The sequence below is a fragment of the Thioalkalivibrio sp. ALJ24 genome, from assembly GCF_000377785.1.
GTDB lineage: Bacteria > Pseudomonadota > Gammaproteobacteria > Ectothiorhodospirales > Ectothiorhodospiraceae > Thioalkalivibrio.
On record NZ_KB898729.1, the window covers coordinates 102,341 to 128,758 of the forward strand.

Genomic DNA, 26,418 nt, shown 5'->3' on the forward strand with positions numbered 1-26,418 from the left:
CGGCTCAGCCGCGCGCTTCGGTGATCAGGTGGTCGACGATCTCCAGCATCTGCTCGTGACTGGTGGTCATGCTGGCAGAGACCACCGCCTCTCCGTTGACCACCATGGACGGCACACCCTCCAGGCGGTACTCGCGCACGCGTTCGCCGGAGCGCCCGACCTTGCGCGCCACCTCTTCCGAGCGCATCGCCTCGCGGAAGGCATCGGCATCCTGGTCCATCTGGTTCACGAAACGCAGGATCGCGCTCTCCGAACGCATCTCCCGCCCCTGCTCGTGGATCGCGTCGTAGAAGGGCTGGTGGATGGCGTCCACGATATCCAGTTTCTCTGCCGCGTAATAGACCCGCGCGTGCAGCGCCCAGACGTCGTTCATCGGAGCCGGCATATATTCGAATTCGATGTCGTCGGACCGGCTGGCCTTCCATTCCTTCAGCAAGGGCTCGAACGAATAGCAGTGCGGGCAGCCGTACCAGAAGGCCTCGACCACCTTGATCCGCCCTTCATCCAGCCCGTAGTCCACCGGAGAATCCAGGCGCATGAAGTTGCGCCCCTCGGCGAAATCGGCCAGCAGGCGGCCGGACGCCAGCATGGCGCCCGTACCGGCCAGGGTTCCCAGAAACTGGCGACGCTTCATCACAGTTCTCCGTAGGAGTGCAGACCGGACAGGAACATGTTCACGCCCAGGAAGGTGAAGGTCGTGACGAACAGGCCGATGACCGCCCACCAGGCCATGACCGGACCGCGCCAGCCTTTAGTGAAGCGCATGTGCAGCCAGGCGGCGTAGGTCAGCCACAGGATCAGGCTCCAGGTCTCCTTCGGGTCCCAGGTCCAGTAACCGCCCCAGGCCTCGGCCGCCCACATCGCACCCAGCACGGTGGCGATGGTGAAGAACGCGAAGCCGATCGCGATCGACTTGTACATCACCCCGTCCAGCGCATCCTTGCCCGGGATGCGGGCCAGGACACGGGAGTCCGGACGGGTGCGTTCCATGCGATGGCGCACCAGATAGGCCACGCCCAGCATCGCCGCGATCGCGAATCCGCCGTAACCGACGAAGTTGGTCGGCACGTGGATCTTCATCCACCAGCTGTTGAGCGCCGGGACCAGCGGTTCGACCAGGTGCGCATCACGATCGAACATGTACCACAGCAGGAAGGTGGTGGAGGCCGCGACCACCAGCATCACGAAGGCCCCCATGCCGCGCTGGCCGGTACGCTGTTCGTAGTACAGGTACATCAGCGCGATCATCGCGACCATGAGCACGAACACCTCGTAGAGGTTGGCGACCGGGATGTAGCCCCAGCTCGGGTCGTGCAGGTAGATCTCGCGCCAGCGCACCATCAGGGCCATCAGGCCCGCACCCGCCGCGATCCAGGCGAAGGCGGCGCCAACCCGGTAGGGGAAGTCGGAGCGCGTGAACAGACCCAGGGCGTAGGCGACCGTGGACAGGTAGACCATCACGCTCATCCACATCACCCCGGCCTGGCCGGAACCGATGTAGTTGAGCCAGAAGACACTCTCGCCACGGGCGAGGTCATCCCCGTACAGCCACACCCCGAACAGTGACAGGGCGGCGACAATGATGGAGAACAGCTGCCAGGATCGCCAGAACCACCCCAGCCAGGCGCTCATGCCCGCCGCCAGGATCAGCCCGCCGGTATCGTAGCGGTCCATCATGTGGCCATACATCGCGTAAGCGGTGACCGCCACCGCGAGGACCAGGGCCATGTAGGCCCAGTCCCGCAGAAGGATCCGCTGGAAGAGTCCGGGCCGTTCGAAATCCAGAGCCTCGTGGGGTACTGACATGGGGTGTTCCTCCGACTGCGTGCGACTTATTCGTTCTTGCTGGACGCAGAATCCGTGGTGTCGCTGTCGCCAACGTTCTTCTGCTCGATGATCCACCGTTTAAGATGCGCAAAGCGCTTCTCGAATTCCACCCGGTGGCGGTTGCTGGTACCGGCCATTACCACCTGCGTGCCGGTGCCGTTGTCCGCGGGGCGGGCCATCACCCAGACCCGCTGGTAGGACACGTAGAACATCAGGAAGATCCCGATGATCAGCATCAGGCTGCCTGCATAGACGGTGCTCTCGCCCGGCGCCTTCGCGATCTGCAGGCCGGAGGCCTCGCGATGTTCGAAGTCGTCCAGGCGGAAGAAATACGGCGAGCCGTAGAAGTGGATCGCGTTGATCGCGGAGACCGCGTCCTCCAGCCAGCGTTGTTCGGCCTCGGTGATCGCGACCACACCCTCTTCCTCGAGCACCTCCATGTACAGGCTCTGCAGACCGGCGTTGAGCACCTGGAACAGCAGGCCGCCCATCTGCTCGCGCTGGCCCTCGGGGATGCGCTCCTCGATCGCGGCATCCACCGCGGGGTATCCCCCCTCGGCGAAGGTCTGCATCAGCATGGCGACGGTGCGTGCGATCGCCTGCTGACCCCCTTCACCGCCCATCAGGTCTCCCGAGTTGCGCGCGGACCTTTCGGCCACCGCCATGCGTACTTCCGGGTCGTGGAGCATGGTCAGGTAGGTACGGAACCGGTCCATGGAGTCGTCGGCATCCGCCGGGATGAACAGATAGGAGAACTCCTGCGCCGGGCTCTCGCGCACGCCGCTGAGGAAATACTTGGCGCCTTCCTGCGGTATCGGGTTCTGGTAGTTGCGGTAGTAAAGACCCGCACCGGTCTCGTCGACCAGGCGCATATCCACCCGCGGGCCGAGGAACACGTTTACTTCCTCGCCTTCCTCGTCGAGCAGTCGCTGGGTGTTCACCTTGGAGAAGTCGATGAATTCGAGGGTCAGCTGACGGCCATCCGGGGTCGGGATCTCGCGCTCGTCAAACACCCGTCCCGGGAAGTCCACGCCCCGCAGGGCGCCGGGGCCCAGCGGGACCGCCTCCATCTCGACGCGCGTGCCGCCGTCGGCGAAGCTGGACTGATAGATCGCGTAGCCGTTGTAGATCAGCGGGTCATTCACGCTGATGGTCGTCTCGTAGGGCTCGTCGCGCTCCGGGTCATGGATCACCAGGTCGCTCTCGTAGGACTGCTCGGCACCGGTGGAGAAGCGCTCGATGCGGAACTCCTTGAGCTCGACGCGGAACGGCAGGTCCTGAACCAGGTAGCCCTCGCGCACCGGCAGGAACACCACGTTGGCCGACGCCCCCTCGGGGATCTCCACACTGCCACGGAACGAGGGATTGCTGACCGGAACGCGCGAAATCTCGGGAACCTGGGATTCCGGGATGGAACGGGTCTCGATCTCGACGTTGCCCATCCATTCGTTGACCTTGAGCAGGAACTGGCCGTCCACCAGCGCGCCGACACAGATGACCACGATGCCGACGTGCGTCAGCACATACCCCAGCCGGTTCCAGCGGCCCTTCATCGCGGCCACCACGGTTTCGCCGTCGCGGGTCTTCTCGCGCGCCCGGAAACCCTGTGCCTTGAGCACGCGGCGCGTGTGGGCGAGGAAATCTTCCTGCGACTGATCCAGCTCTCCCGACGCGCTGCTGGGGAACGAACGCAGGGATTTCTCCTTCACCTGCAGGTTGTAACGGCGCAGATCCTTGAGGATGCCGGGCGCCTGACGATAGACGCAGACGGCGGTGGAGACCACCAGGAAGGCCACCACCAGCAGGAACCAGGTGGCCGAATACACCTGGTAGAGCCCCATGCCGGCAAAGATCTCGTGCCAGAAGGGGCCGAACTGGATCAGGTATTCGGTGTAGGGCTCGTTCTGCACCAATACGGTGCCGATCACGGAGGCGATGGCCAGCGCCACCAGCAACGTGATCGCGAGGTTCATCGAGCCGAGGAACTCGACCAGGATCCGGGAACGCCGCGGGGGTCGGGCCTGACCGCGGGACGAGGAGGAGCCCGACGGACTGGGGTTTTCGGACTTGCCGGCGGACGAGTGGTGATCTGCCATGTTCAAACCTGCGTTGTACGCCCCGGAAAATGGAGGAGCGCGGTCGGGATTTCAATTTCCACGGTTTTTCTCGCGGCGGCCCCGTCGACGCTCGAATGCCGCGGGATCAGACGCCCCGCAATCCGACTTCATTCCCCGGAAGAGGTTCCCCCCGGCTGCCGGGCACGAAAAAGGGGGCGACCCCCGCCGCCCCCCTTTTCGCGTCTTCCGAAACCCGGTGCGCCATGCACCGGGACCGCGCCGAAATCAGTTCGGCTGCAGTCCGGCCATGTACTGCGCCACGGCTTCCATGTCCTCGTCGCTCATGTTGCGCAGGATCCCGCGCATCATCTGGCCGGCGTCGTTGCTCCGCTCGCCGTCGCGGAAATACTGCAGCTGATCCAGATTGTAGGTCGCGTGCTGACCGGCGACCTTCGGGAACATCGCTTCGGGGTTGCCCTGGCCTTCGGCACCGTGGCAGGCGATGCAGGCGGCAACGCCGTCGGACGGGATACCGCCGCGGTAGATCTGCTCGCCACGCTCGACCAGCTCTTCGTCGGCCGTCTCGTAAGTTGGTTCTTGTTCGGCGTAGAACGCAGCGAGATCCTTCATGTCCTGCTCGCTGAGATCGGCGACCTCGCCCGCCATCAGGTCGTTGTGCCGCAGCTCGCCTTCCTGGAAGTCCTTCAGCTGCTTGACGGTGTACTTCGGATGCTGCCCGGCCAGCTTCGGCCACTCGGGGTTGGTGCTGTTGCCGTCGGCCTGGTGACAGGCGGCGCAGGACTGCGAAAGCTCCTGACCACGCTGGGGATCGCCCGCCTGGGCCGCCGAAAGCGGGAGCAGCAGGGAGACGGACAGGGCAGCAAAGAGAGCGGAAAACTTGTGGTTCATGGTGGAGAATCTCCTGCTTGTATATGCGTGCCGGGCCTCGACCCGTTCCTTGTGCCCCGTGTAGAAGGGCGATCAGAATCAGGGGCGCAGTTTATAGCACAACCCCACGTAAGCCACAAAAGTTTCCCACCGTCCCACTCGGACCAGGATGATTTCGATCATGCAACCGCGTTTTCGTGAAACCGCCTTTTCGCACGGGGTCTCGCGCCTCGATCAGCTCCCCGACGACCGCGGGATCGAGATCGCCTTTGCCGGGCGCTCCAACGCCGGCAAGTCCAGCGCGCTCAACCGCCTGTGCGGGCGCAAGGGGCTCGCACGGGTCGGCCGCACGCCCGGCCGCACCCAGGAGATCAACGTGTTCACCCTGCCGCCGGCGGAAGACTGGCGGCTGATCGACCTGCCCGGCTATGGCTACGCCAGGGTCTCCGCGAAACAGCGCGAACACTGGGACCGCCTGCTGGGCGGCTACCTGCAGAAACGCCAGTGCCTGGCCGGGCTGGTGCTGATCATGGACGTGCGCCGGCCGCTCACCGAACTGGACTGGCAGATGCTGGATTGGGCCGGGGCGCGACGCCTGCACTGCGTGCTGACCAAGGCCGACAAGGTGTCCCGTCAGGAGGCGCAGCGCCAGTTGCATGCCGCGCACGCGCGCCTGGAAGAGGCGGGGATCGACGCATCGCTGCAGACCTTTTCGGCCCTCAAGGATCAGGGGGTGGAGGATCTGCGCGGGCTGCTGACCGAGTGGATCGAGGAAGAAGGCGAGAACACGGCCATGCCGGATCAGACGGCCTGAACGGCCCGGTCCGGACGCCACTCGAGGAACCGGCCAGTCGGGAAGCCGATAAAAAAGTGCCCCGATCCCGGGGAGGAGGATCGGGGCAACCACGACCTCGACAGGGGGAGGCGAGGTCTGCCCGCTCAGGGAGAGAAGCGGGGAGCGCCAGGCCATGGCGCTCGTCAATTCAGACGATAGTGGCGCGGTGAAGTTCCCGGCCGATTCGCTCGTAACCGGAAGATTTTCACATCCTGCGATGCGCCCGGGCTCAGCTGTCCCGCGCGTGCTCCTCGACGGTCCGAACCAGCTCGTCCGCCGGGGTCCCGTGGGGGTGGATCTCGAGCAGGTCGCCTTCGGGGCCGACCAGATAGGTCGACGAACTGTGGTCGATCACGTAGCCCATGGCCGACTCGCTTTCGGTCCGTTCGTAGAACACGCCGTACTGCTCCACCGCCGGCTCGAGGTCTTCGTGCGATCCGGTGGCGCCCTGAATGGCCGCGTGGAAATGGTCGGTGTACTCGGCCAGGTGCTCGCGGTCGTCGCGCTCCGGATCCACGCTCACGAAGACCGCGCGGACCTGCCCTTCGAGGTCATCCGGCAGCCGGTTCAGGGCCTGACCGATCCACCCGAGACTGACGGGACAGGCATCGGGGCACGAGGTGTAACCGAAATAGAGCCACACGTACTGCCCCTCGAAGTCCCGCAGATCGAAGCCCTCGTCACCTGCAGTGGAAACCGGCAGCTCGAACGGCCCGCCGCTCACCCGCTCCGCCACCGGGATATCCTCATGACTCGCGGCCTCGCCAGAGGGTGGTTCCCCCGGGGCAAGCCAGACATAGATCAGGAGGGCGGCCGCGGCGATGGCGGCCAGGATCCACAGGGTGGTCGTGACGGAAAGTCGGGACACGGTACGGATTCCTCGGTTCGGTTGATCAGTGATCGCGGGCCGTTACGAAGCGATACTGCACCCGCGCGGCATCCCCGTCGCCTTCCGGCAGGACGGTCGCCGCCCAGGTCATCGCCTCGGTGGTGCAGATCGGCAGGGTGGTGGTCCCGGCGTATTCGCCCGGGCCCACGCGCTCCAGGCGCGGGCGCTGAAAGCCCATGTACATTTCCACCCCGGCGAAGTCCAGCTCGATCCATTCGGGTTCGCTGCCACCGCGGCCGTCATGGCGCAGATGCAGCTCCAGTTCCCGCAGCATGGGGACCGGACGCGGGGTGATCTCGAGGGTCATCTCGCCACCGTCGGGGTGCTGCACGGCGCAGGGGCCCGCATTGAGGTCGCAGATCTCCGGGGTCACCACCACGACGTCATCGCCGCCGCCACCGCCCGCCAGATAGCGATCCGCCGCCACCCAGACGGCCGCCAGCAGCAGCCCGGCGACCAGCCATGGCGCAATGCGGTTGAACCGGCGTGCCAGTGATTCGACGTCCGCCATGATCCGCCTCCCGGATAGCCCTCAGTGGGCGTCGTCCCAGTTGTTGCCGACACCCACGTCCACGACCAGCTCCACGTCGAGCTCGGCGGCCCCGCTCATGGCCTGGCGCACCAGCGCGGTCAGGTCCTCCACCGCCGCATCGGCCACCTCGAACACGAGTTCGTCGTGCACCTGCATGATCATGCGCGCGTCGATCCCGTTGTCCTCGAGGTCGTGCGCGACCCGCACCATCGCGCGCTTGATGATGTCGGCGGCCGTCCCCTGCATCGGGGCATTGATCGCCACGCGCTCGGACTGCTGGCGCCGCGCGCCGTTGCGGCTGTTGATCTCGGGCAGGTACAGACGGCGGCCGAACAGGGTCTCGACATAGCCATTCTCTCGCCCGGAGGCCCGCGCCCGCTCCATGTAGTCGTGCACGCCGGGATAGCGATTGAAGTAGCGGTCGATGTATTCGCGCGCCTCGCCCTGCTCGATGCCGAGGTTGCGGGCCAGGCCCCAGGCGGACATGCCGTAGATCAGGCCAAAGTTGATCGCCTTGGCCGCGCGCCGCTGCTCGCCGGTGACTTCATCCGGGGCCGGCCCGAAGACCTCGGCGGCGGTCGCGCGGTGGATGTCCTGACCCTCGGCGAAGGCCTTCAGCAGGCCGGCATCCTGCGACAGGTGGGCCATGATGCGCAGCTCGATCTGCGAGTAGTCCGCCGCCAGCAGCTGGTGGCCCTCATCCGCGATGAACGCGCGGCGGATTCGCCGTCCGGCCTCGGTGCGCACCGGGATGTTCTGCAGGTTCGGCTCCGAGGAGGACAGCCGCCCGGTGGCCGCCCCCGCCTGATGATAGGAGGTGTGCACCCGCCCGGTCTCCGGGTGGATGCGCCGGGGCAGGGTCTCGGTGTAGGTGCTGCGCAGCTTGGAGAGTCCGCGGTGTTCGAGGATCAGCCGGGGCAGGGCGTAGTCGTCCGCCATCTGCTCCAGCACATCCTCGGCGGTGGAGGGCTGACCCTTGGGCGTGCGCCGCAGCACAGGCAGGCCCAGGCGCTCGAACAGGATCTCCTGGATCTGCTTGGGCGAGCCGAGGTTGAACTCGCCGCCGGCCTCCGCGAACGCCTCGCGCTCGATGCGCTCCATCTCGGCCAGAAGCTCCTGGCTCTGCTCGCCGAGCCGATCCGGGTCCACCTTCACGCCGGCGCGTTCGATGTCCGCCAGCACCGGGACCAGCGGCATCTCGATCTCGCGGTAGACGAAAGCCGGACCTTCCGCCTCCTGCAGACGCGGCTGGAACAGCGCATCCAGCTGCAGGCAGATGTCGGCATCCTCGCCGGCGTAATCGGTGGCGATGCCGATGTCCACCTCGGCGAACGGGATCTGCTTCGCCCCCTTGCCGGCCACGTCCTCGTAATGCGTGGTCTGGTAGTCCAGGTGGCGCTCGGCCAGGGAGTCGAGGTCGTGGCGGTTCGCGCCCGCATCCAGGCAGAACGACTCGAGCAGCGTGTCGTCGACGATGCCGCGCAGGGTGATGCCGTGATTGCCCAGCACGTTGCGGTCGTATTTCAGATGATGGCCCAGCTTGCCGTGGCGCTCCGACTCCATCCACGGCTTCAGGCGCTCGAGCGTCTGCTCGCGCGGCAGCTGCGGCTCGGCATCCGGCCCGGTGTGGGCCAGCGGCAGGTAATACGCGGTGCCCGGTTCGAATGCGAAGGACATGCCGACGATCTCGGCGCGCATCGCCTCCAGACTCGTCGTCTCGGTATCGAAGGCGACGCGCTCGGCCTGGTCCAGGCGTTCCAGCAGCTCGGCCAGCTCGGCCTCCTCGCGCAGCGTCCGGTAGTCCCCTTTTGCCGGCGCCTCGCCCCCGTTGTCGGCACCGCCGCCGGCGGCCGCGGCCTCACCGCCTTCCAGCTCCGTGCGCCAGCGGGTGAAGCCGTAGCGACGCACCATCTCCAGCAAACGCTCGTGATCCGGCTCGCGGATATCGAGATCGTCGGGGCCGACGTCCAGCTCGACATCACGCCGGACCGTGATCAGCTCGCGCGAGGTGGGCAGACGGTCGGCCGCGGCGCGCAGGTTCTCGCCGATCTTGCCGCCGATATCATCGGCCTGCTGCAGGATGGAGTCGAGATCGCCGTACTTCGCGATCCATTTGGCCGCGGTCTTGGGCCCGACCTTGTCCACGCCCGGGATGTTGTCGACGCTGTCGCCCATCAGCGCGAGGTAGTCAACGATCCGCTCCGGCGCCACGCCGAACTTCTCCTCCACGCCCTCGCGGTCCAGCGTGACCCCGCTCATGGTGTTGACCAGCGTGATGCGATCATTCACCAGCTGGGCGAGGTCCTTGTCGCCGGTGGAGATCACGACGTCATGCCCGGCGCGGGCCGCCTGGTCGGCCAGGGTCGCGATGACGTCGTCAGCCTCCACGCCCTCTACGCTCAACAGCGGCAGGCCCATCGCCTGCACCAGTTCGTGCAGCGGCTCGATCTGGGCGGCCAGCTCTTCCGGCATCGGCGGGCGGGTGGCCTTGTATTCCGGGTAGATCTCGTCGCGGAAGGTGGGGCCCTTCGCATCGAACACTACCGCCATGTGTTCCGGGCCGTAGTCCGCGCGCAGCTTGCGCAGCATGTTCGCCACGCCGTACATCGCCCCGGTCGGGGCGCCATCCGGCGCGGTGAGCGGCGGCAGGGCATGGTAGGCCCGGAACAGATAGGACGAACCGTCGACCAGGACGAGCGGGGCTTGCGACATCTCGGGATCCGGCTGGGCTTGCGGGGCCTTATTCTAGCAGCCCCGTGGCGGCGCCCGAGGGATGCCGGTGCGATTTGTGCACCCGTCGGGGCGGGGTTAGTCTAGGCGACCCTGAGTGCAACCGACGCGCGCGCCTCGATGAACGATCACGACCGAGCGGAACACCCCGGGCTGCGGCCCATCGACGATTCCTCGCTGACCCGCGAGAGCTGGAAGATCTTCCAGATCATGGCGGAGTTCGTGGAGGGGTTCGAACGTCTGGCGCATATCAAGCCCTCGGTGAGTGTCTTCGGTTCCGCGCGCCTGGCGGGCGACCATCCGGACTACCTGCTGGCCGAACAGATCTCGCGCCAGCTGTCGGACGCGGGCTTCGCGGTGGTCAGCGGCGGCGGGCCGGGCATCATGGAGGCCGCCAACAAGGGCGCGTTCGCCGGACATTCCCCCAGCATCGGGCTCAACATCCAGCTGCCGCACGAGCAGCACGCCAACCCGTATCAGGACATCGGCCTGGGGTTCCGGCACTTCTTCTCGCGCAAGGTGATGTTCGTGAAGTACGCCTCCGCCTACGTGGTGCTGCCGGGCGGGTTTGGCACGCTGGACGAGCTCGCCGAGATCCTGACCCTGGTGCAGACCGGCAAGACCCGCCGCATCCCGGTGGTGCTGGTCGGCAGCAAGTTCTGGGAAGGGCTGCTGCAGTGGTTCGAGGACGCGCTGGTCACCCATGGCACCATCGATGCCGAGGACCTCAATCTATACTCGGTGGTGGACACCCCCGAGGAGGTCGTGGACGTGATCTTCGAGTACTACGAGGCGCGCAGCTTCGAACCCTCGGCGGAAGAGAAACAACGACTCATGGAGCTGTGATGAATCCGCGCACCCGCGCCACGGCGCTGTCCGCCACCCTGCTGGCCCTGATGTTCGCCACCGGACCGGCACTCGCCCAGGACTTCGAGGACACCCCGCCGCCGCCCGACATGCCCGACGAGGCCGAAGGCGACGAACCCGCCCCGCCCCCGGTCCTGGACGATCGCGCGCGCCAGCTGCAGGAACTCGAGGAGGCGGACATCATCATCATGGAACGCGACGGCGAGACCCGGCGCGAATACCGCGTGGACGGCGATCTGGTGATCGTGGAGGTCACCCCGGCCGCCGGCCCCACTTACTATCTGGTCGATGTGACCGGGGAGGGCGACCTGCAGCGCCGCGACGATCTGTCCCCGGGCTTCGTACCGCCCCGCTGGAGGATCCTGGAATGGTAGACACCCCCGCCACCGTGGAACTTCCGGCCGCCGACGCTGTGGCACTGGAGCAGGCCTTTGCCGCCGCCCGCGCCGCCGGTGCGGCCCTGGGCCTGCCCGGCGGAGGCGACGCCCCGCAAACGGCCGGCGACCGGGCGTGCTGGACGCTGGAGCCGGGCAGCGTACCGGCCCTTGATCTCGACGAACCCGCCCTGCAGGAACTGGGGCGCCTGGCCGCCCGCTGGCAGGCGTGGCATCCGGCCGATGCCCTGCCCGCCTCCACGGGCTGGCGGCGCGGGGTACTGCAGCAGCAGCTGCGCGAACGCGCCGAGGGCCGGGACGCTGCACTGGACGAGGCCGGGCGCGAGCAGCTGGAACGCGAGCTCCACCACCAGAGCCTGTACCGCTTCGAGGATCTGCCGGTCGCGGGCAGCTACTGGAGCGCGGTGCGCCGGCACGGCGAGCAGACCGGGCTCGCCGGCCTGGTGATCCCGCCCGCGCCGCTGCCGGCCTTCTGGCAGCTGGCGCGCATCGCCCTGACCGTGGCGGTGGACGCGCAGGGCGAACTCGACCGCGACCGCTACCGGGCGCTGCTGGACGGCTACCACCGGGAGCGTCCGCTGAGCGCGATCGAGCGCGGCGCGGCGCCCACCCTGCTGCGCATGGCGGCACTGGATGCATGGCTGGGGCGCATCGAATCGGGCGATGCCGATGCGGGGCCGGATGCGCGCCTCGCCGGCCTGCAGGGTGCCGGCACCCGGGTGCAGTCGGTATGGGTACGCCAGGCGGCCTGAGGGCCCCGCGCGCGGGGCCCGGAGCCCTGTTCTTCGGCACGGTTCTCGGCGTGATCATCGCTGGTGCGCCCGGGCTCGCCGCGCAGGCCTCCACCGAGGTCCATCGCTGGGTGGACGACGACGGGGTGGTGCATTTCTCCGACGAGGCCCCTGGCGACAGCCGCAGTGAACGCATCGAGATACAGGAACCCATGGGCGCAATTCCGCTGGAGAACGCCCGCGAGATCCTGGATCGACCGATCCGCCGGCCGGGCGAAGACCCGGCGCAAGCCGAGGAAGACACCGCCGAGGCGGACGGAGAAGCCGACGACGCTGACGATGACGCGCCGGAATACACGGTTGAGGACGTCCCCGTGCCCGTGGAGATGGTGGATTTCTGAGGCTCCGCGCCGGATGCACCGCCATCGGGCAATTGATGCCCTATAATAGGGCAATGAATGCACCAATACGGAACACCTCGCCAGGCAGCGGCCTCGAAGGCCGGCCGACTTCCCGCCCGGTGCTTCTGGCGCGCTTCGTGCTTGGTATCGAGCGATGAGCTCGCAAACCCCCAGCACTGTCGACCCGCTGCCCACGCCCCCGTGGTGGGACGACCTCTCCACCGCGGTGCTGGTCACCGACGGCGAACTGCGCCTGCAGGCGATGAACGGATCCGCCGAGGTCCTGCTGGGGCTCAGTCGCGAGCGCATCCTGGGCCACTCCCTGGGGCAGTGGCTGCACCTGGACCGCAACCTGGCGACCCGCCTGCGCAGTGCCCTGACCCTGGACCAGCCGATCACCCTGCGGGCACGACAGATGGAACCTGTGCGGGCCGACAGCTTCCTCGCGGACGTAATCATCACGCCCCTGCACGGCCCGGGCGACAAGCCCGGACAGCTGCTGTTCGAGCTCAGTGCGATCGACCGCCACGAACGCATCTCGCGCGAAGAACAGCTGCAGAAACAGCAGGCCATCTCGCGCGCGGTTACCCGGGGCCTGGCCCACGAGATCAAGAACCCGCTGGGCGGCCTGCGCGGTGCCGCGCAGTTGCTGGCGGCGGAGCTGGACGATCCCGATCTGCGCGAATACACCCGCATCATCATCCACGAGGCCGACCGCCTGCGCTCGCTGGTGGACCGCATGCTGGGGCCCAACAACATGCCGCGGCGCGAACCGGTCAACCTGCACGAGATCCTCGAGCACGTGCGCGGCCTGATCAGCGTGCAGCTCCCTCTGGGTGTCAGGATCCGCGGCGACTACGACCCGTCGATCCCGGAGATCCAGGCGGATCGCGACATGCTGGTGCAGGCCATTCTCAACCTGGTGCAGAACGCCCTGCAGGCGCTGGGGGACGAGGGCGAGATCGTGCTGAGCTCGCGCATCCTGCGCCAGTACACCGTGTCCGGCCAGCGCCACCGGCTGGTGGCGCGCCTGAGCGTGCGCGACAACGGCCCGGGCATCCCCGAAGAGGTGCGTGAACGCATCTTCTTCCCCATGGTGACCGGCCGCGCCAGCGGCACCGGCCTGGGCCTGCCGATCGCACAGAGCCTGGTGCAGCTGCACAACGGGCTGATCGAATGCCATTCCCGGCCCGGCGCCACCCGCTTCGACATCCTGCTGCCGATCGAAGACCCGCCCGTCGCGGAGGAACCCCGAACATGAATCCCACGGTCTGGGTCATTGATGACGACGACTCCATCCGCTGGGTACTGGAGCGCGCCCTGCAACGCGCCGACATCCGTGTTCGGTGCTTCGAATCCGCCGATGCGGCCTGGGCCGCGCTGGAGCAGGACCATACCCCGGACACCGTGGTGGCGGACATCCGCATGCCCGGGCTTAACGGACTGGACTTCCTCGCGCGCATGCAGGAACGCGGCGACGCGCCGCCGGTGATCATCATGACCGCGTTCTCGGACCTGGAGAGCGCGGTGGGCGCCTACCAGACCGGGGCGTTCGAATACCTGCCCAAGCCGTTCGACGTGGACGAGGCGGTGGCACTGGTCCAGCGCGCTCTGGAGGCGCGGCGCGACAGCCAGGCCGCCGCGGCCCCGGGCGCGGCGGGCGCGGAGGAGGCCCCGATCATCGGCGAGGCGCCGGCGATGCAGGAGATGTTCCGCGCCATCGGTCGGCTGTCCCGGTCCAACATCACGGTGCTGATCAACGGCGAATCCGGGACCGGCAAGGAGCTGGTCGCGCGCGCGCTGCATCAGCACAGTCCGCGTGCGGGACAGCCCCTGATCGCGCTGAACACCGCCGCCATCCCCAAGGACCTGCTGGAGAGCGAGCTGTTCGGGCATGAACGCGGTGCCTTCACCGGCGCCAGCCAGACCCGCAAGGGCCGCTTCGAACAGGCCGACGGGGGCACCCTGTTCCTCGACGAGATCGGCGACATGCCGTTCGACCTGCAGACCCGCCTGTTGCGCGTGCTGTCCGACGGCACCTTCTACCGGGTCGGCGGACACACGCCCATCCGCACCGACGTGCGCATCATCGCTGCGACCCACCAGGACCTCGAGGAGCGCGTGCGCGCGGGCCAGTTCCGCGAAGACCTGTTCCATCGCCTGAACGTGATCCGCATCCATGTCCCCTCGCTGCGCGAACGCCCGGAGGACATCCCCCTGCTGGTCAGCCACTTCATGACCGAGGTGGCGGGCGAGCTGGGGGTGGAACCCAAGGTGATGCGGCCCGAGGTGGTCGCCGAGATGCAGCGGATGCCGTGGCCGGGCAACGTACGTCAGCTGGAGAACACCTGCCGCTGGCTGACGGTGATGGCTTCGGGGCGCGAGGTGCACCTGGACGACCTGCCTGCCGAACTGCGCGCGTCCGGCGCGCCCGCACCGCCCTCCGCCGATGGGGCCGACGGGGCCTACGGGCCGGTCGGGGCGAGCGCGCCGGGGCCGGCGCGCGACTGGACCGAGGAGCTGGCGCGTACCGCGCGCGAGCACTGGGGCCGCGGCGATGCCGACCTGCTGGGCAGTCTGCAGCCGGCGATGGAGCGCACCCTGATCCGCGAGGCCCTGCGCGCCTCGGGCGGGCACCGGCAGAAGGCCGCGGCCCTGCTCGGCTGGGGCCGCAACACTCTCACGCGCAAGATTCAGGAGCTGGGCATGGACCGCGAACCCGGGCCGCAGGACCCGGACTGACGCGCCATCGCTAGTCGGGTACGCCGCAGCCGGAGAAGCCCTCATTCAGCTGCAGCCGCCCGGTCAGCTCGCTCACGTGGCCGATCCCGTGGCGGTCCATGTAATCGTTAATGCCCGCCAGGATCTTCGGCAGGCACAGCGGATCGTAGAACAGACCGGTACCCACGCCCACGGTGCTGGCCCCCGCCAGCAGGAACTCCAGGGCATCCTCGGCGCGGGTGACCCCGCCCTGACCGATGATCGGGATGCCGTGGGCCTTCGCCACCTGGTGGACCTGGTGGACCTTCAGCAGCGCCACCGGCTTGATCGCCGGGCCCGACAGTCCGCCCTGGTTGTTGCCGATCACCGCGCGGCCGCTCTCGGCATCCACCGCCATGCCCATCAGGGTGTTGATCACCGCGAAGCCGTCGGTACCCGCTTCGATGCAGCGCCGGGCGTTCTCGGCGATGTCGGTCTGGTTGGGCGAGAGCTTGGTGATCAGCGGTTTCTGCGTGACCGAGCGGCAGGCCTCGACCACCCGCGCGGACATGTCCGGGTCATTGCCGAAGGCGACCCCGCCTTCCTTCACATTGGGGCAGGAGATGTTGATCTCGATCGCGTCCACCGGGGAATCATCGAAGGCCCGGGTGACCGCGATGTATTCCTCGATGGTGGACCCGGAGACGTTGGCGATGAAGCGCGTCTCGTCGTAATCCAGGCCCGGCAGGATACCGCCGACCACCTGTTCGACCCCGGGGTTCTGCAGGCCGATGGCGTTCAGCATGCCCTCCGGGGTCTCGTACACCCGGTGCGGGGGGTTGCCGGGCCGTGCGGCCCCGGTGGTGCCCTTGAGGCACACCGCGCCGGCATCCCGGTTGGAAAAGCCGGCCACCCGGGTATATTCCTCGCCGAACCCGACACAGCCGGACAGCAGCACCAGAGGCGTGTTGAAATGCAGCCCGCAGAATTCCAGGGAGAGCCGCGAATCGTCGCGCGCTTCGCTCATGTTTCACATCGTCCTGTATCAGCCCGAGATCCCGCCGAACACCGGGAACGTCATTCGTCTGGCCGCCAACACCGGGGCGGCCCTGCATCTGATCCACCCGCTGGGCTTCAGCCTCGACGAGAGCCGGCTGCGCCGCGCGGGGCTGGATTACCGGGAATGGGCCCGGGTCCGCGAGTATGACAGCCTGGCCGCCTGGCGGGAATCCGTGGCCCCGCAGCGGGTGTTCGCGATCACCACGCGCGGGAGCTGTCGCTTTGATACCCCGGCGTTCGCCGCGGGCGATGCCTTCCTGTTCGGCCCCGAGAGCCGCGGCCTGCCGCAGCAGGAACTGGACGCGATCCCGGAGGAGCGGCGCCTGCGGCTGCCGATGCAGCCCGGCAGCCGCAGCCTCAATCTCGGCAATTCGGTCGCGGCGGTGATCTACGAGGCCTGGCGCCAGCTGGACTTCGCCGGCGGCGAGTAGGGCGGCCAGGCTTCTCCGGTTCAAGGCTTCAGGGGTTCAGGCGTCCTCGGCGACCGGATCGCGCTCCAGCAGGCGGCGCACCGCGTCGTGCACCCGCCGGCCACGATAGAGCACCGCGTGTACCTCCTCGCAGATCGGCATCTCCACGCCGGCGGCATGCGCGCGTTCCACCGCCACGCGCGCGGTCTCGACCCCTTCCACCGACTGACCCACCCGCTCGCGTGCGGTCGCCAGGTCGTAGCCCTGGCCCAGCAGCAGACCGACCCGGCGGTTGCGCGACTGGTCGTCGGTGCAGGTGAGCAGCAGATCGCCGAGGCCGGACAACCCGGTCAGGGTCTGCGGCCGCGCGCCGAGGGCCTCGCCCAGGCGCTGCAGCTCGGCCAGACCCCGGGTCAGCAGGGCGGCGCGCGCATTGGCGCCGAACCCGGCCCCGTCGGCGACCCCGGAGGCCACCGCCAGGACGTTCTTGAACGCGCCGCCCAGCTCCACGCCGATCACGTCGGGGTTGCCGTAGATGCGCATGGAACCGCCGTGGAAGGCATCGGCCAGGCGGCGCCGGCGCTCCGGATCGGCCGAGGCGGCGGTCAGGGCGGTGGGCTGGCCGCGCGCAACCTCGGCGGCGAACGAAGGCCCGGAGATCAGGGCCGCCGGCTGTCCGGCCCCCAGTTCCGCCTCGGCCACCTCGTGCAGCCAGGCCCCGCTGGAGGTCAGGCCCTTGGTGGCCCAGGCCACCGCCTGCCCAGGGCCGAGCCGGGGCTGCAGCCAGCGCAGGGTCTCGCGGAAGGCGCCCGAGGGTACGGCCACCAGCACCAGATCGACGTCGTCGACGACCTCCGCGTCGGCACTCACCCGCAGGTTGCGCGGGAAGGTCAGCCCGGGCAGGTAACGGGGATTCTCGCGCTCGCGTTCCAGTCGCTCGGCAGTCTCCGCCGACCGGCCCCACAGGCGCACCTCGTCATGCAGGCGTGCGGCATGCACCGCCAGGGCGGTTCCCCAGGAACCCGCGCCCAGTACCGCGATGCGCATCGCCGGGGTCGGCTCAGGCGTTCTGGCTGGCGGTGACGCTGGCGCCGTTGCCGCCGCTGGCCTGGCCTTCCTTCTGCTCCTTCAGATGCTTGGCATACAGCGCGTCGAAATTGACCGGCTGCAGCAGCAGCTGCGGGAAACCACCCTTCAGGACCAGATCGGCGACCGTCTCGCGCGCGAACGGGAACAGCGCATTGGGGCAGTAGGCGCCCAGCAGCTGATTGCGCTGTTCCTCCGGGAAGCCGCGCACGATGAACACGCCGGCCTGCTTGATCTCGACCAGATAGCCGGTCTCGCCGTTGGACTCGGTGGTGACCGTCAGGCCCAGTTCCACCTCGTAGACTCCTTCCTGCTCACCTACCGGTCGCGCCTGGGTGTTGAGCTGGATGCCGGTCTCGCCCTTCCATTCCTTGAGGAAAATCTCGGGGGCGCCGGGGGCCTCGAAGGACAGGTCCTTGATGAAGACCTTCTGCATGGAGAATTCGGGGCCGCCGGAGCCCTGGCCGCCCTGCGCGGCCGCGTCGGTCTGATTGTCTTCAGCCATGGTGCGTTCGGATCCTTTCAGGTGTTCGTGGAATCGCCGGCGTCCACGCCCCCGCAGGCCTCGATCAGGCGGTCCAGCTCGCCGGACCGATCCATGGCCTGGAGTTCGTCGTAGCCGCCGATGTGGGTATCCCCCAGGAAGATCTGCGGGACACTGGTACGTCCGTTCGCGCGCTGCTCCATCTCGTGGCGCAGCCCGGAATCGCGGTCGATGCGGTATTCGTCAAACCCCAGATCGCGCTGGTTGAGCAGCCGACGGGCGAGGATGCAGAACGGGCAGTGCCCGGTGGCGTAGACTTCGAATCGCATTACTTTTTCTTCAGCGGCATGCCGGCATTCTGCCAGGCCTGGACACCGCCGGAGAGGTTGACCACGTCCTCGAAGCCGGCCGAGGTCAGCTGACTGGCCGCCATCGACGAGCGATTGCCACTCCGGCAATAGACCACCACCGGGCTCGATTTCCACCCCTCGATGTCCTGCATGCGCTTTTGCAGCTCGCCCAGCGGGATGTGCTTCGCGCCACCGATCCGTCCCTCCGAGACTTCCTTGTGCTCACGCACGTCAAGGATCAGGGCGTCGTCCTGGTTCATCACGCGCACCGCCTCGGTGGGTCCGAGCTCGCGGTACTTGCGCGTCAGGCGTCGGAACTCGGCGAAGATGATCAGCGCGAGCACGGCCACCAGGGCGCCGGTCAGGATGGGGTGGGCAGCAAGGAATTCGGGCAGACGTTCGAACATTCGGGAGACCGGTCGGGATTCAGGAACGACAGAAAACGTCCTGCATCATACCGATCAGGCGCAGGGTGCGGGAGTCCCCCACGCGATAGTAGACACGATTGGCGTCCTTGCGGGTGGCCAGAATCCCCTTGTCGCGCAGGATCCCGAGGTGCTGGGAGATGTTGCTCTGGGAAGTCCCGACCTGGTCCACGATTTCCTGTACGCTGACCTCCCGGTCACCCAGAATGCACAGGATTTTGAGCCGCAGCGGATGGGACATGGCCTTGAGCGAGCGCGAAGCTCGCTCGATGTCCTCGTCCTGCGACATCAGTTCGTCTTCGGTGCATGTATCGTCGCTCACGGCAGCCTCTTGATCGTGGGGGCAAGGCCCCTGGCACTGGGTGAGAATATTAGAACGCAAACGTACCCCGATATGCGGATCCACGCAATCTTGTCCCTGTCCTTTTCGTGGATTGTCCTGCTGGTGGCGGGTCTGCTGACCGCCCTGCCGGCCCAGGCACTGGAGCCCGAGGCCGAACTGGAGGCCACCCTGGAGGCGATCCGAGACATCGAACGCTCGCTGGACGAGCGCCGCGAGGCGGTGGCCGACCTCGAGGAACGCATCGCCGCCTCGGCACGCGGATCCAGCGAACAGCGCGAACGGCTGGGGGAACTGGAAGCCCGGCGCCAGGCGCAGGAACAGGTGATCGCGGACCACGAGGAGCGGGTGGAGGCACGGGAGGCCGGATTGCGCGAACAGCGCCGCGAGGCCGCTCATCTGCTGCACGACCAGTGGCTGCAGGGTCGGCACCCGCAGCGGAGTCGGGCCGATGCCGACCGCCAGCGGCATCACGACGTTTATCACGCTTCGATCCGCGATGCCCGCCAGGAGGCGCTGGCGGCGCTGCAGGAACGTCTGGAGGACCTGCGGGCGGCACGCGCGGAGCTGGCCGAGGAACGCGAACGCCTCACGCGGCGCGAGGCCGAGGCGCGTGAGGCGATGGAGGCACTGGAACGCGAGGAGGCGGCCCGCCGGGCGGCCCTGGCCGATCTTGAAGCCGCCATGCAGGACGAGACCCTGGAACTGGAACGGCTGGAACGCAACGCCGAGACCCTGGACGCGGTGATCCGTGAGATCGAGGAGGAACGGCAGGCGGCGCGCGAGGCGCCGGACGATGGGGAGACCCGGGGCGCGGTGAATCCCGATGTGGCCTTTGCCGCGCTGGAGGGCGAACTGCCGCGGCCACTCGAGGCCCCGGTGGTGCGCACCTTCGGCTCCAGCCGCGACAGCGGGCTCGGGAGCCGCTGGCAGGGGGTGGTTCTGGACGCAGAAACCGGTGCCGCCGTGCGCGCCGTGCATCAGGGGCGAGTGGCCTATGCTGACTGGATGCAGGGATACGGCTTCCTGGTGATCCTGGAACACGGGGAAGGATATCTGACGCTGTACGGGAACCTGGACGAGATCATGGTGCGGCCGGGCGAGGATGCGGATGCCGGCGAGGCCGTCGGGCGGGCCGGGGAAGGCAGTCCGGGCATCGCGCCCGGGCTGTATTTCGAGGTTCGGCGAGAGGGCCGCACATTGAACCCGGAGGACTGGTGGCCGTCTCAATAGTCAGCAACGGGAAAAGGCGCGGCGGCAGGCGTCCGCGGTGTTCGCGGATTGTGTGTACTTGAACGCGCGTTTCCCTAGAATGGATCGTCAGGGATCCGCAGACAGACTCGGACAAGGTATACATCAATGAACAAGCTTTTCCATTCCGGCTACGGCCTGCTGACCGGGCTGGTGCTGGGCATCATGCTGAGCGTGTCCGTGGGCGTCTATGCGGGCCGCGAAGACGCCTCGGGCCTGTCGGCCCTCCCGGTCGAGGACCTGCAGCGCTTCACCGACGTCTACATGCGCATCAAGCGCAATTACGTGGAAGAGGTCGAAGACAAGGAGCTGCTGGACAACGCCATCCAGGGGATGCTGACGGGTCTGGACGAGCACTCCACGTATCTGGACGAGGACGACTTCCGCGACATGGAGGCCGGCACCTCTGGCGAGTTCGGCGGGCTGGGGATCGAGGTCGGCATGGAAGACGGCTTCGTCAAGGTCATCGCCCCGATTGACGACACGCCTGCCGACCGCGCCGGGATCGAGGCAGGCGACCTGATCGTGCGGCTCGACGGCGAGTCGGTGCGCGGCATGGACCTGTCGGATGCCGTCAGCCGGATGCGCGGCGAGGAGGGGACCGACATCACGCTGACGGTGGTGCGTGACGGCGAGGATCAGCCGCTGGAGATCACCATTACCCGCGACATCATTCAGGTCGAATCGGTGCGTTCGGAAATGCTGGAAGATGGCTACGGCTACGTCCGCGTCAGCAATTTCCAGACGCGCACCGCACAGGACCTTGTCAGAGCGATTGAGGAACTGAAGGACAAGAACGGCCTGCGTGGGCTGGTGCTGGATCTGCGCAATAACCCGGGCGGGATCCTTAACGGCGCGGTGGGCGTCTCGGACGCCTTCCTCGACGGTGGCCGCATCGTGTACACCGAAGGACGCCTGGACGAAGCCCAGGTCGATTACGACGCCTCGCCCGGTGACGTGCTCAACGGCGTGCCAATGGTCGTTCTGGTGAACCGCGGTTCGGCCTCGGCCTCCGAGATCGTTGCCGGCGCGCTGCAGGACCACGGGCGGGCGATCATCATGGGTCAGAACAGCTTCGGCAAGGGGTCGGTACAGACGATCCTGCCGCTGACCGAACAGACCGGGATCAAGCTGACCACCGCTCGCTACTACACGCCGGACGGGCGTTCGATCCAGGACGAGGGGATCGAACCGGACATCCGTCTGGACGAGCGCTTGAGCGTCTCGCGGGACGAAGAGGACGAGACTGATGCGATGCGCGGTTTGCCCGACGACCTCGACGAGGACGAGGATGATGAGGAGAGCCTGGCGGAGCGTGACTTCGGCCTGAACGAGGCGCTAAACCTGCTGAAGGGTCTCAACATCTACAACGCGCGATAGGAGGCGGCATGACAAGCGTCCTGGTACCCGTCGCCGAGGGTTCGGAAGAGCTCGAGGCGGTGACCATGATCGATCTGTTCCGCCGCGCGGGGTTCGAGGTGACCGTGGCGGGCCAGTACAACGCCCCGGTCACCTGTTCGCGCGGCACCCGGCTGGTTCCGGATTGCGGTCTGGATGACCTGGGGGACCGGGCCTTCGACCTCATCGCGATCCCGGGTGGCCTGCCGGGCGCGAATCATCTGCGCGATGATGAGCGGCTCATCCGGCGGCTGCGCGATCAGGCCGCGGCCGGTCGACCGTCGGCCGCAATCTGTGCCGCCCCCAAGGTGCTGGCCCGCGCCGGGCTGCTGGAAGGTCGGCGCGCGACCTCGTTTACCGGCGCCCTGGATGGAACCGGTGTGGAATCGACCGGCACGGCGCTGGAGGTCGACGGACCGGTGATTACCGGCCGCGGGCCCGGGGTTGCGATGGATTTCTCTCTGGCCGTGATCGAGGAGCTGGCCGGCCGCGAGACTCGAGAGGCGGTCGAGGGCCCGCTCCTGCGGGCCTGAGGCGGTTCGGACGAACGACGTGTCCGTACATGAAAAAGCCCGGCATGGCGCCGGGCTTTTTCATGCTGCGGGCTGGCGCGACGCTCAGTCGGCGCGGCGCAGAAACGGGCGCTGGCCCGACTGCACGGCCCGCCGGATGAAATCGGCACGGCCGCTCTCACGCTGGTTGACCTCGTCGGCGCACTGCGACGGCTCGTAGGCAGCCGCGGACAGCATCACTTCCAGTTCGGCCACGTCGACCTTGGGCTGGGTCAACTGGTCGGAGGTGACGTTCAGGTGAGGGCCCACCTCCCAGAACATGCGCGGATGCCACATCTTGTTCTGCACCCGCGGCGAATTGAAAAGTTCGACGCAGCGCTGATTGATCTGTTGCTGATCCATGGAATACTCCGGTAACGGTTGGCGAATCGGACGGGAATCTAGCGAAGGCGGCGCACCAATACAAGCCGGGAGGGCTATTCGACGGTGACCGACTTGGCCAGATTGCGCGGCTGATCGACGTCCGTGCCCTTGAGCACCGCGGTATGATAGGCGAGCAGCTGCAGCGGGATGGAGAACAGCACCGGCGCGATCCACGGATTCAGCGGCCCGGCGGTCGGCAGCCCGATCCAGGTATCGTCGGGTCCAAGGGCTCGCGCAGCGGCGCTTTCGCCGATCACGATCAACTGGCCACCACGGGCCCGAACCTCCTGCAGATTGCTGGCGAGCTTTTCCAGCTGGGTGTCATCGGGGGCGACCGCGATCACCGGCATCTCGGCATCCACCAGCGCCAGCGGGCCATGCTTCAGCTCGCCCGAGGGATAGGCCTCGGCGTGGATGTAGGAGATCTCCTTGAGCTTCAGCGCCCCCTCGAGCGCGATAGGGTAATGCACGCCCCGGCCCAGGAACAGGGCGTGGTCACGCTCCACCAGCTGTTCGGCCACGCGGGCGAGATGACCGTCCAGGTTCAGGGTCGCTTCGGCCAGGCCCGGGAGGCCGTGCAGGGCCTGCAGGCCGGACTCACGCTCGGCCGCACCCAGGCGCGCCGCGCGGGCGGTATCGCCAAGCAGCAGCACCAGCACCGCCAGGGCCGCCAGCTGGGTGGTGAAGGCCTTGGTCGAGGCCACGCCGATCTCGGGACCCGCGCGGGTCATCAGCACGAGGTCGGCGAGGCGGGCCATGGTGCTCTCCGGCACGTTACAGATGGCCAGACGCGCGGCAAAGGGTTCCTCGCGCGCCTGGCGCAGCACGGCCAGGGTGTCGGCGGTCTCGCCGGACTGGGAGAGGACGATCAGCAGGCAGCCCGGAGCCACGACGTGCCGGCGATAACGGAACTCGCTCGCGACTTCGACCTGGGCGGGCAGCCCCAGGTGCTCTTCAATCCAGTACCGGGCGACCATCCCCGCGTGGTAACTCGTGCCACAGGCGACGATCTGGACCGAGGACACGGGTTCCAGGCGTTCGGTGGTATCCGGCCCGAGGAGGTTGGCCAGGACACCGTCGCGACCGAAACGACCGGCCAGGGTATCGGCCAGCGCGCGCGGCTGTTCGTGGATCTCCTTCAGCATGAAATGCCGGTAGTCGCCGCGATCGGCGACGCTGACCTCGCAGCGGGTCTCCCGGACCTCGCGTTCCACCCGCTGGCCCGTGGCGTCGGTGATCGTCACGCGATCGCGAGTGAGCTCGGCCACATCTCCTTCTTCGAGGTCGATGAACCGCTGCGTGATGGGAAGCAGGGCCTGCATGTCGGAGGCCGCGAAGTTTTCACCGATCCCCAGTCCCAGTAGCAGCGGGGATCCGCGGCGGGCCACGATGATGCGTTCCGGTTCACCGGCCACGGTGACGGCGAGGGCCCAGGCCCCTTCGAGTCGGTCACACACGGTGCGTACGGCAGCGGCCGGGTCCTGGTCGTCCAGCAACGCCCGTTCGATCAGGTGGGCAATCACCTCGCTGTCGGTCTCCGACGCGCACGGCCAGCCGGCGGCCTCGAGTTCGGACCGCAGCTCGGAGTGATTCTCGATGATCCCGTTGTGGGCGATGGCGACCCGCCCATCACGGGAGACGTGGGGATGGGCGTTGCGTTCCGAAGGACGTCCGTGAGTGGCCCAGCGGGTATGCGCCAGACCGGCGCGTCCCTGGAGGCCGGCAGAATCGACACGTTCGCCGAGGGCCGCGACCTTGCCTTCGGTACGGACGACCTGGAGGCCATGACTCCCGCTGACCGCGATACCCGCCGAGTCGTAGCCGCGGTATTCCAGCCGGTAGAGGCCCTCGATCAGCAAGGGGACGACGTTACGCTCCGCGACTCCGGTCACCAGTCCGCACATGCCTCAGCCCTCATGGTTGTTGCCGGACCCCGACGCGCCTTCCTTGCGCGGACGGGACCAGTCATTGCGGGTGCGCGTCGGCGCGCGTGTGAGTGCCAGCGCACCCGGGGGCACATCCCGGCTGATGGTGGAACCGGCACCGACGGTCGCGCCGTCGCCGATGGCGACCGGCGCGACCAGCGCGGTGTTCGAGCCAATGAACGCATCCGCACCGATGTCGGTATGGTGCTTGTTCGCCCCGTCGTAATTGCAGGTGATGGTCCCTGCGCCGAGATTGGCCCCGGGGCCGACGCGGGCATCACCCACGTAGGTCAGATGGTTCACCTTGGCACCGGCCTCCAGCACGGCATTTTTTACCTCGACGAAGTTCCCCACACGGGCACCCGTCTGCAGCTCGGCGCCAGGACGCAGGCGCGCGAACGGCCCGACGGTGGCCCCGGCGCCGACGTGCGCACCTTCCAGCACGCTACAGGCGTCAATCCGCGCTCCGGAATCCACCCGACACTCGCGCAGTACGCAGCCGGGTCCGACCTCCACATCATCTCCCAGGACCACGTCGCCCTCGATGACAACATTCACGTCGAGGCGACAATCCGTTCCCACGGTCAGGCTGCCACGGCAGTCGAAGCGGTCCGGATCGGCCAGGGTCAGCCCGGAACGCATCAGGCGGTCGGCGATCTCCCGCTGCAGGGCACGTTCCTGGTATGCGAGCTGCGCCCGATCGTTGACCCCCAGCACCGCATCCGGATCGGCACTGGCGATCAGTCCCACGGACTCGCCTTCGGCTCGCGCGTGCGCGACGGTATCGGTGAGGTACCACTCCCGCTCACCACCCGCTGGCGGTTCGCTGGCCACCAGCCATCGTTGCAGGGCAGCCGCCTCGCCGGCCAGGACGCCGGTATTGATGTGGTTCACCGCCGCCTCCTGCGGATCTGCATCCTTGTCTTCGACGATGCGCTCGAGGTGGCCCGTTCCGTCCTCGATCAGCCGTCCGTAGCCGCGGGGATCACGTACGCGGGTACCGAGGACGCACAACCGTTCGCCCGACCCGGCGCAGGCTTCGAGATCCGCGAGCGGGATGCGTGGCACATCTCCGTAGAGGACGAGAACCCGGGCTCGCTGCGGAATCCCTTCCAGGGCACACATTACGGCATGCCCGGTTCCTCGGGGGGGTCCTTGATCGACCCAGCGGATGTCCTCACGTGCGGCGAACGCGCTTTTCACCTCCTCGCGGCCATGGCTGACCACCACATGGATGGCCGCAGGCGACAGGGCATCCGCGCGTTCCAGTACGTGTGCCAGCATTGGCCTCCCACCCAGTGCCTGCAGCACCTTCGGACGGGCCGAGCGCATGCGCGTGCCCTTGCCGGCGGCCAGGATGATCAGGTGAAGCTCTTCCATGGCGAATGCGCCCCCGGATATTCATGCGGTCCACAAATGACAAGGCCGCCCATAAAGGCGGCCCGGTCGTACGACGTCATGTGCTGGCCGAGATCAGCGGCCGCGCCGCAGTTTTTCGATCATCTGCAGACGGGCCGCGGCCTCGGCCAGTTCGGCCTGGGCCTTCGCATAGTCGAAGTCGGCCTTCTTGTCGGCGAGGGCTTCTTCGGCCCGCTTCTTCGCCTCCAGTGCCTCGGCCTCGTCGAGGTCCTTGGCCCGCACCGCGGTGTCGGCCAGGACGGTGACGTGGCGCGGCTGCACCTCCATCAGGCCACCGGACACGAATACCGGCTGCGGTTCCGCCCCTTCCTTTTCCTTGATGCGCAGTTCGCCCGGGTTCAGACGAACCAGCATCTGAAGGTGGCCGGCGTAGACGCCGACCTCGCCTTCTTCCGCCGGAGCGGCGATCATCTCGGCGGTCCCGGAGTAGATCGACTCCTCCGCGGAGACCACGTCCACATGCATTGTCATTGCCATGACAGGC

General features: G+C 67.6%; 28 protein-coding genes. 11 read left to right on the forward strand and 17 right to left on the reverse strand.

The window, feature by feature from the left end; translation table 11 throughout:
* Positions 1–4: 4 nt before the first annotated feature.
* The 4 genes from D571_RS0109165 to D571_RS0109180 all read right to left on the reverse strand — a co-directional run bounded on the left by D571_RS0109165 (position 5) and on the right by D571_RS0109180 (position 4,793).
* Entirely contained in the window at positions 5–634 is a 630-nt protein-coding gene (locus D571_RS0109165; protein WP_018936387.1) for a thiol:disulfide interchange protein DsbA/DsbL, read from the reverse strand.
* Positions 634–1,806 (reverse strand): c-type cytochrome biogenesis protein CcsB, encoded by a 1,173-nt coding sequence (ccsB, locus tag D571_RS0109170; RefSeq protein ID WP_018936388.1) that lies wholly within the window; start codon positions 1,804–1,806, stop codon positions 634–636. The genes D571_RS0109165 and ccsB overlap by 1 nt, the downstream gene beginning before the upstream one ends.
* A 26-nt stretch (positions 1,807–1,832) precedes the next feature.
* On the reverse strand, positions 1,833–3,923 hold the full coding sequence (locus D571_RS0109175) for a cytochrome c biogenesis protein ResB (protein WP_026287744.1): 2,091 nt from the start codon (positions 3,921–3,923) through the stop codon (positions 1,833–1,835).
* Between the two features lie 246 nt (positions 3,924–4,169).
* On the reverse strand, positions 4,170–4,793 hold the full coding sequence (locus D571_RS0109180; protein ID WP_018936390.1) for a cytochrome c: 624 nt from the start codon (positions 4,791–4,793) through the stop codon (positions 4,170–4,172).
* Positions 4,794–4,953: 160 nt separating this feature from the next.
* Between D571_RS0109180 and yihA the strand changes: the two genes are divergently transcribed.
* Positions 4,954–5,586: a ribosome biogenesis GTP-binding protein YihA/YsxC gene (yihA, locus tag D571_RS0109185; protein WP_018936391.1), complete on the forward strand. Its 633-nt coding sequence runs from the start codon at positions 4,954–4,956 to the stop codon at positions 5,584–5,586.
* A gap of 250 nt (positions 5,587–5,836) precedes the next feature.
* On the opposite strand, the gene D571_RS0109190 is transcribed toward yihA, so the two are convergent.
* From D571_RS0109190 to polA, 3 genes are read right to left on the reverse strand one after another with little or no spacing between them, the layout of a single operon-like run.
* The gene (locus D571_RS0109190) at positions 5,837–6,475 is read right to left on the reverse strand and encodes an SCO family protein (RefSeq protein WP_018936392.1); all 639 of its coding nucleotides are present in this window, start codon (positions 6,473–6,475) and stop codon (positions 5,837–5,839) included.
* Between the two features lie 25 nt (positions 6,476–6,500).
* Complete coding sequence (locus tag D571_RS0109195; RefSeq protein WP_018936393.1) at positions 6,501–7,007, reverse strand: hypothetical protein; 507 nt, start codon at positions 7,005–7,007, stop codon at positions 6,501–6,503.
* Between the two features lie 21 nt (positions 7,008–7,028).
* Positions 7,029–9,740 carry a DNA polymerase I gene (polA, locus tag D571_RS0109200; RefSeq protein ID WP_018936394.1) on the reverse strand — a complete coding sequence of 904 codons (2,712 nt, stop codon included), beginning with the start codon at positions 9,738–9,740 and terminating at the stop codon, positions 7,029–7,031.
* A gap of 138 nt (positions 9,741–9,878) precedes the next feature.
* Between polA and D571_RS0109205 the strand changes: the two genes are divergently transcribed.
* The 6 genes from D571_RS0109205 to ntrC all read left to right on the forward strand — a co-directional run bounded on the left by D571_RS0109205 (position 9,879) and on the right by ntrC (position 14,894).
* Positions 9,879–10,604, forward strand: coding sequence for a TIGR00730 family Rossman fold protein (locus tag D571_RS0109205; protein ID WP_018936395.1), 726 nt, complete (start codon positions 9,879–9,881; stop codon positions 10,602–10,604).
* Positions 10,604–10,999, forward strand: coding sequence for a DUF2782 domain-containing protein (locus tag D571_RS0109210; protein ID WP_018936396.1), 396 nt, complete (start codon positions 10,604–10,606; stop codon positions 10,997–10,999). The genes D571_RS0109205 and D571_RS0109210 overlap by 1 nt, the downstream gene beginning before the upstream one ends.
* A complete protein-coding gene (locus D571_RS0109215) occupies positions 10,993–11,772 on the forward strand; it encodes a hypothetical protein (protein WP_018936397.1) in 780 nt (259 codons plus the stop codon). The genes D571_RS0109210 and D571_RS0109215 overlap by 7 nt, the downstream gene beginning before the upstream one ends.
* The gene (locus D571_RS0109220; RefSeq protein WP_083916890.1) at positions 11,751–12,152 is read left to right on the forward strand and encodes a DUF4124 domain-containing protein; all 402 of its coding nucleotides are present in this window, start codon (positions 11,751–11,753) and stop codon (positions 12,150–12,152) included. Before D571_RS0109215 ends, D571_RS0109220 begins: the two co-directional genes overlap by 22 nt.
* A gap of 154 nt (positions 12,153–12,306) precedes the next feature.
* Complete coding sequence (glnL, locus tag D571_RS0109225; protein ID WP_018936399.1) at positions 12,307–13,413, forward strand: nitrogen regulation protein NR(II); 1,107 nt, start codon at positions 12,307–12,309, stop codon at positions 13,411–13,413.
* The gene (gene ntrC / locus D571_RS0109230; protein WP_018936400.1) at positions 13,410–14,894 is read left to right on the forward strand and encodes a nitrogen regulation protein NR(I); all 1,485 of its coding nucleotides are present in this window, start codon (positions 13,410–13,412) and stop codon (positions 14,892–14,894) included. The genes glnL and ntrC overlap by 4 nt, the downstream gene beginning before the upstream one ends.
* Before the next feature lie 10 nt (positions 14,895–14,904).
* Here the strand turns inward: ntrC and D571_RS0109235 are convergent, their stop codons facing one another.
* The gene (locus D571_RS0109235; protein WP_018936401.1) at positions 14,905–15,879 is read right to left on the reverse strand and encodes a dihydroorotate dehydrogenase; all 975 of its coding nucleotides are present in this window, start codon (positions 15,877–15,879) and stop codon (positions 14,905–14,907) included.
* On the opposite strand from D571_RS0109235, the gene D571_RS0109240 reads away from it, so the two are divergent.
* Positions 15,878–16,342, forward strand: a complete 465-nt coding sequence (locus D571_RS0109240; RefSeq protein ID WP_018936402.1) for a tRNA (cytidine(34)-2'-O)-methyltransferase — start codon at positions 15,878–15,880, stop codon at positions 16,340–16,342. The two genes, D571_RS0109235 and D571_RS0109240, sit on opposite strands and share 2 nt — an antisense overlap.
* Before the next feature lie 36 nt (positions 16,343–16,378).
* Here the strand turns inward: D571_RS0109240 and D571_RS0109245 are convergent, their stop codons facing one another.
* Genes D571_RS0109245 through D571_RS0109265 form a run of 5 tightly spaced genes read right to left on the reverse strand, consistent with a single transcriptional unit; the run spans position 16,379 to position 18,955 of the window.
* A complete protein-coding gene (locus D571_RS0109245) occupies positions 16,379–17,368 on the reverse strand; it encodes an NAD(P)H-dependent glycerol-3-phosphate dehydrogenase (RefSeq protein WP_018936403.1) in 990 nt (329 codons plus the stop codon).
* A gap of 13 nt (positions 17,369–17,381) precedes the next feature.
* Positions 17,382–17,912, reverse strand: a complete 531-nt coding sequence (gene secB / locus D571_RS0109250) for a protein-export chaperone SecB (RefSeq protein ID WP_018936404.1) — start codon at positions 17,910–17,912, stop codon at positions 17,382–17,384.
* Between the two features lie 17 nt (positions 17,913–17,929).
* Entirely contained in the window at positions 17,930–18,220 is a 291-nt protein-coding gene (gene grxC / locus D571_RS0109255) for a glutaredoxin 3 (RefSeq protein ID WP_018936405.1), read from the reverse strand.
* Positions 18,220–18,648: a rhodanese-like domain-containing protein gene (locus D571_RS0109260; RefSeq protein WP_018936406.1), complete on the reverse strand. Its 429-nt coding sequence runs from the start codon at positions 18,646–18,648 to the stop codon at positions 18,220–18,222. Before D571_RS0109260 ends, grxC begins: the two co-directional genes overlap by 1 nt.
* Before the next feature lie 19 nt (positions 18,649–18,667).
* Positions 18,668–18,955 (reverse strand): helix-turn-helix transcriptional regulator, encoded by a 288-nt coding sequence (locus D571_RS0109265; protein ID WP_051073636.1) that lies wholly within the window; start codon positions 18,953–18,955, stop codon positions 18,668–18,670.
* Positions 18,956–19,060: 105 nt separating this feature from the next.
* On the opposite strand from D571_RS0109265, the gene D571_RS0109270 reads away from it, so the two are divergent.
* The 3 genes from D571_RS0109270 (at position 19,061) to D571_RS0109280 (ending at position 22,188) form a co-directional block, all read left to right on the forward strand.
* Positions 19,061–20,239 carry a murein hydrolase activator EnvC gene (locus tag D571_RS0109270; RefSeq protein ID WP_018936408.1) on the forward strand — a complete coding sequence of 393 codons (1,179 nt, stop codon included), beginning with the start codon at positions 19,061–19,063 and terminating at the stop codon, positions 20,237–20,239.
* A gap of 126 nt (positions 20,240–20,365) precedes the next feature.
* A complete protein-coding gene (locus tag D571_RS0109275) occupies positions 20,366–21,637 on the forward strand; it encodes a S41 family peptidase (RefSeq protein WP_018936409.1) in 1,272 nt (423 codons plus the stop codon).
* 8 nt (positions 21,638–21,645) lie between these two features.
* Positions 21,646–22,188 (forward strand): DJ-1 family glyoxalase III, encoded by a 543-nt coding sequence (locus tag D571_RS0109280; protein WP_018936410.1) that lies wholly within the window; start codon positions 21,646–21,648, stop codon positions 22,186–22,188.
* An 84-nt stretch (positions 22,189–22,272) separates the two neighbouring features.
* Here D571_RS0109280 and D571_RS0109285 read toward each other — a convergent pair whose 3' ends face one another.
* The 4 genes from D571_RS0109285 to D571_RS0109300 all read right to left on the reverse strand — a co-directional run bounded on the left by D571_RS0109285 (position 22,273) and on the right by D571_RS0109300 (position 26,411).
* Positions 22,273–22,569: a hypothetical protein gene (locus D571_RS0109285; protein WP_018936411.1), complete on the reverse strand. Its 297-nt coding sequence runs from the start codon at positions 22,567–22,569 to the stop codon at positions 22,273–22,275.
* Positions 22,570–22,643: 74 nt separating this feature from the next.
* Complete coding sequence (gene glmS, locus D571_RS0109290) at positions 22,644–24,494, reverse strand: glutamine--fructose-6-phosphate transaminase (isomerizing) (RefSeq protein ID WP_018936412.1); 1,851 nt, start codon at positions 24,492–24,494, stop codon at positions 22,644–22,646.
* Between the two features lie 3 nt (positions 24,495–24,497).
* Positions 24,498–25,895 (reverse strand): bifunctional UDP-N-acetylglucosamine diphosphorylase/glucosamine-1-phosphate N-acetyltransferase GlmU, encoded by a 1,398-nt coding sequence (glmU, locus tag D571_RS0109295; protein ID WP_018936413.1) that lies wholly within the window; start codon positions 25,893–25,895, stop codon positions 24,498–24,500.
* A gap of 93 nt (positions 25,896–25,988) precedes the next feature.
* The gene (locus D571_RS0109300; RefSeq protein ID WP_026287748.1) at positions 25,989–26,411 is read right to left on the reverse strand and encodes a F0F1 ATP synthase subunit epsilon; all 423 of its coding nucleotides are present in this window, start codon (positions 26,409–26,411) and stop codon (positions 25,989–25,991) included.
* Between the last annotated feature and the right edge of the window lie 7 nt (positions 26,412–26,418).

Excerpts from the sequence above, each read along its gene's own strand:
- D571_RS0109165 (WP_018936387.1), bottom strand. The coding sequence starts at position 634 with ATGAAGCGTCGCCAGTTTCTGGGAACCCTGGCCGGTACGGGCGCCATG.
- ccsB (WP_018936388.1), bottom strand. The coding sequence starts at position 1,806 with ATGTCAGTACCCCACGAGGCTCTGGATTTCGAACGGCCCGGACTCTTC.
- D571_RS0109175 (WP_026287744.1), bottom strand. The coding sequence starts at position 3,923 with ATGGCAGATCACCACTCGTCCGCCGGCAAGTCCGAAAACCCCAGTCCG.
- D571_RS0109180 (WP_018936390.1), bottom strand. The coding sequence starts at position 4,793 with ATGAACCACAAGTTTTCCGCTCTCTTTGCTGCCCTGTCCGTCTCCCTG.
- yihA (WP_018936391.1), top strand. The coding sequence starts at position 4,954 with ATGCAACCGCGTTTTCGTGAAACCGCCTTTTCGCACGGGGTCTCGCGC.
- D571_RS0109195 (WP_018936393.1), bottom strand. The coding sequence starts at position 7,007 with ATGGCGGACGTCGAATCACTGGCACGCCGGTTCAACCGCATTGCGCCA.
- polA (WP_018936394.1), bottom strand. The coding sequence starts at position 9,740 with ATGTCGCAAGCCCCGCTCGTCCTGGTCGACGGTTCGTCCTATCTGTTC.
- D571_RS0109205 (WP_018936395.1), top strand. The coding sequence starts at position 9,879 with ATGAACGATCACGACCGAGCGGAACACCCCGGGCTGCGGCCCATCGAC.
- D571_RS0109210 (WP_018936396.1), top strand. The coding sequence starts at position 10,604 with ATGAATCCGCGCACCCGCGCCACGGCGCTGTCCGCCACCCTGCTGGCC.
- D571_RS0109215 (WP_018936397.1), top strand. The coding sequence starts at position 10,993 with ATGGTAGACACCCCCGCCACCGTGGAACTTCCGGCCGCCGACGCTGTG.
- D571_RS0109220 (WP_083916890.1), top strand. The coding sequence starts at position 11,751 with ATGGGTACGCCAGGCGGCCTGAGGGCCCCGCGCGCGGGGCCCGGAGCC.
- glnL (WP_018936399.1), top strand. The coding sequence starts at position 12,307 with ATGAGCTCGCAAACCCCCAGCACTGTCGACCCGCTGCCCACGCCCCCG.
- ntrC (WP_018936400.1), top strand. The coding sequence starts at position 13,410 with ATGAATCCCACGGTCTGGGTCATTGATGACGACGACTCCATCCGCTGG.
- D571_RS0109240 (WP_018936402.1), top strand. The coding sequence starts at position 15,878 with ATGTTTCACATCGTCCTGTATCAGCCCGAGATCCCGCCGAACACCGGG.
- D571_RS0109235 (WP_018936401.1), bottom strand. The coding sequence starts at position 15,879 with ATGAGCGAAGCGCGCGACGATTCGCGGCTCTCCCTGGAATTCTGCGGG.
- D571_RS0109245 (WP_018936403.1), bottom strand. The coding sequence starts at position 17,368 with ATGCGCATCGCGGTACTGGGCGCGGGTTCCTGGGGAACCGCCCTGGCG.
- secB (WP_018936404.1), bottom strand. The coding sequence starts at position 17,912 with ATGGCTGAAGACAATCAGACCGACGCGGCCGCGCAGGGCGGCCAGGGC.
- grxC (WP_018936405.1), bottom strand. The coding sequence starts at position 18,220 with ATGCGATTCGAAGTCTACGCCACCGGGCACTGCCCGTTCTGCATCCTC.
- D571_RS0109260 (WP_018936406.1), bottom strand. The coding sequence starts at position 18,648 with ATGTTCGAACGTCTGCCCGAATTCCTTGCTGCCCACCCCATCCTGACC.
- D571_RS0109265 (WP_051073636.1), bottom strand. The coding sequence starts at position 18,955 with ATGTCGCAGGACGAGGACATCGAGCGAGCTTCGCGCTCGCTCAAGGCC.
- D571_RS0109270 (WP_018936408.1), top strand. The coding sequence starts at position 19,061 with ATGCGGATCCACGCAATCTTGTCCCTGTCCTTTTCGTGGATTGTCCTG.
- D571_RS0109275 (WP_018936409.1), top strand. The coding sequence starts at position 20,366 with ATGAACAAGCTTTTCCATTCCGGCTACGGCCTGCTGACCGGGCTGGTG.
- D571_RS0109280 (WP_018936410.1), top strand. The coding sequence starts at position 21,646 with ATGACAAGCGTCCTGGTACCCGTCGCCGAGGGTTCGGAAGAGCTCGAG.
- D571_RS0109285 (WP_018936411.1), bottom strand. The coding sequence starts at position 22,569 with ATGGATCAGCAACAGATCAATCAGCGCTGCGTCGAACTTTTCAATTCG.
- glmS (WP_018936412.1), bottom strand. The coding sequence starts at position 24,494 with ATGTGCGGACTGGTGACCGGAGTCGCGGAGCGTAACGTCGTCCCCTTG.
- glmU (WP_018936413.1), bottom strand. The coding sequence starts at position 25,895 with ATGGAAGAGCTTCACCTGATCATCCTGGCCGCCGGCAAGGGCACGCGC.
- D571_RS0109300 (WP_026287748.1), bottom strand. The coding sequence starts at position 26,411 with ATGGCAATGACAATGCATGTGGACGTGGTCTCCGCGGAGGAGTCGATC.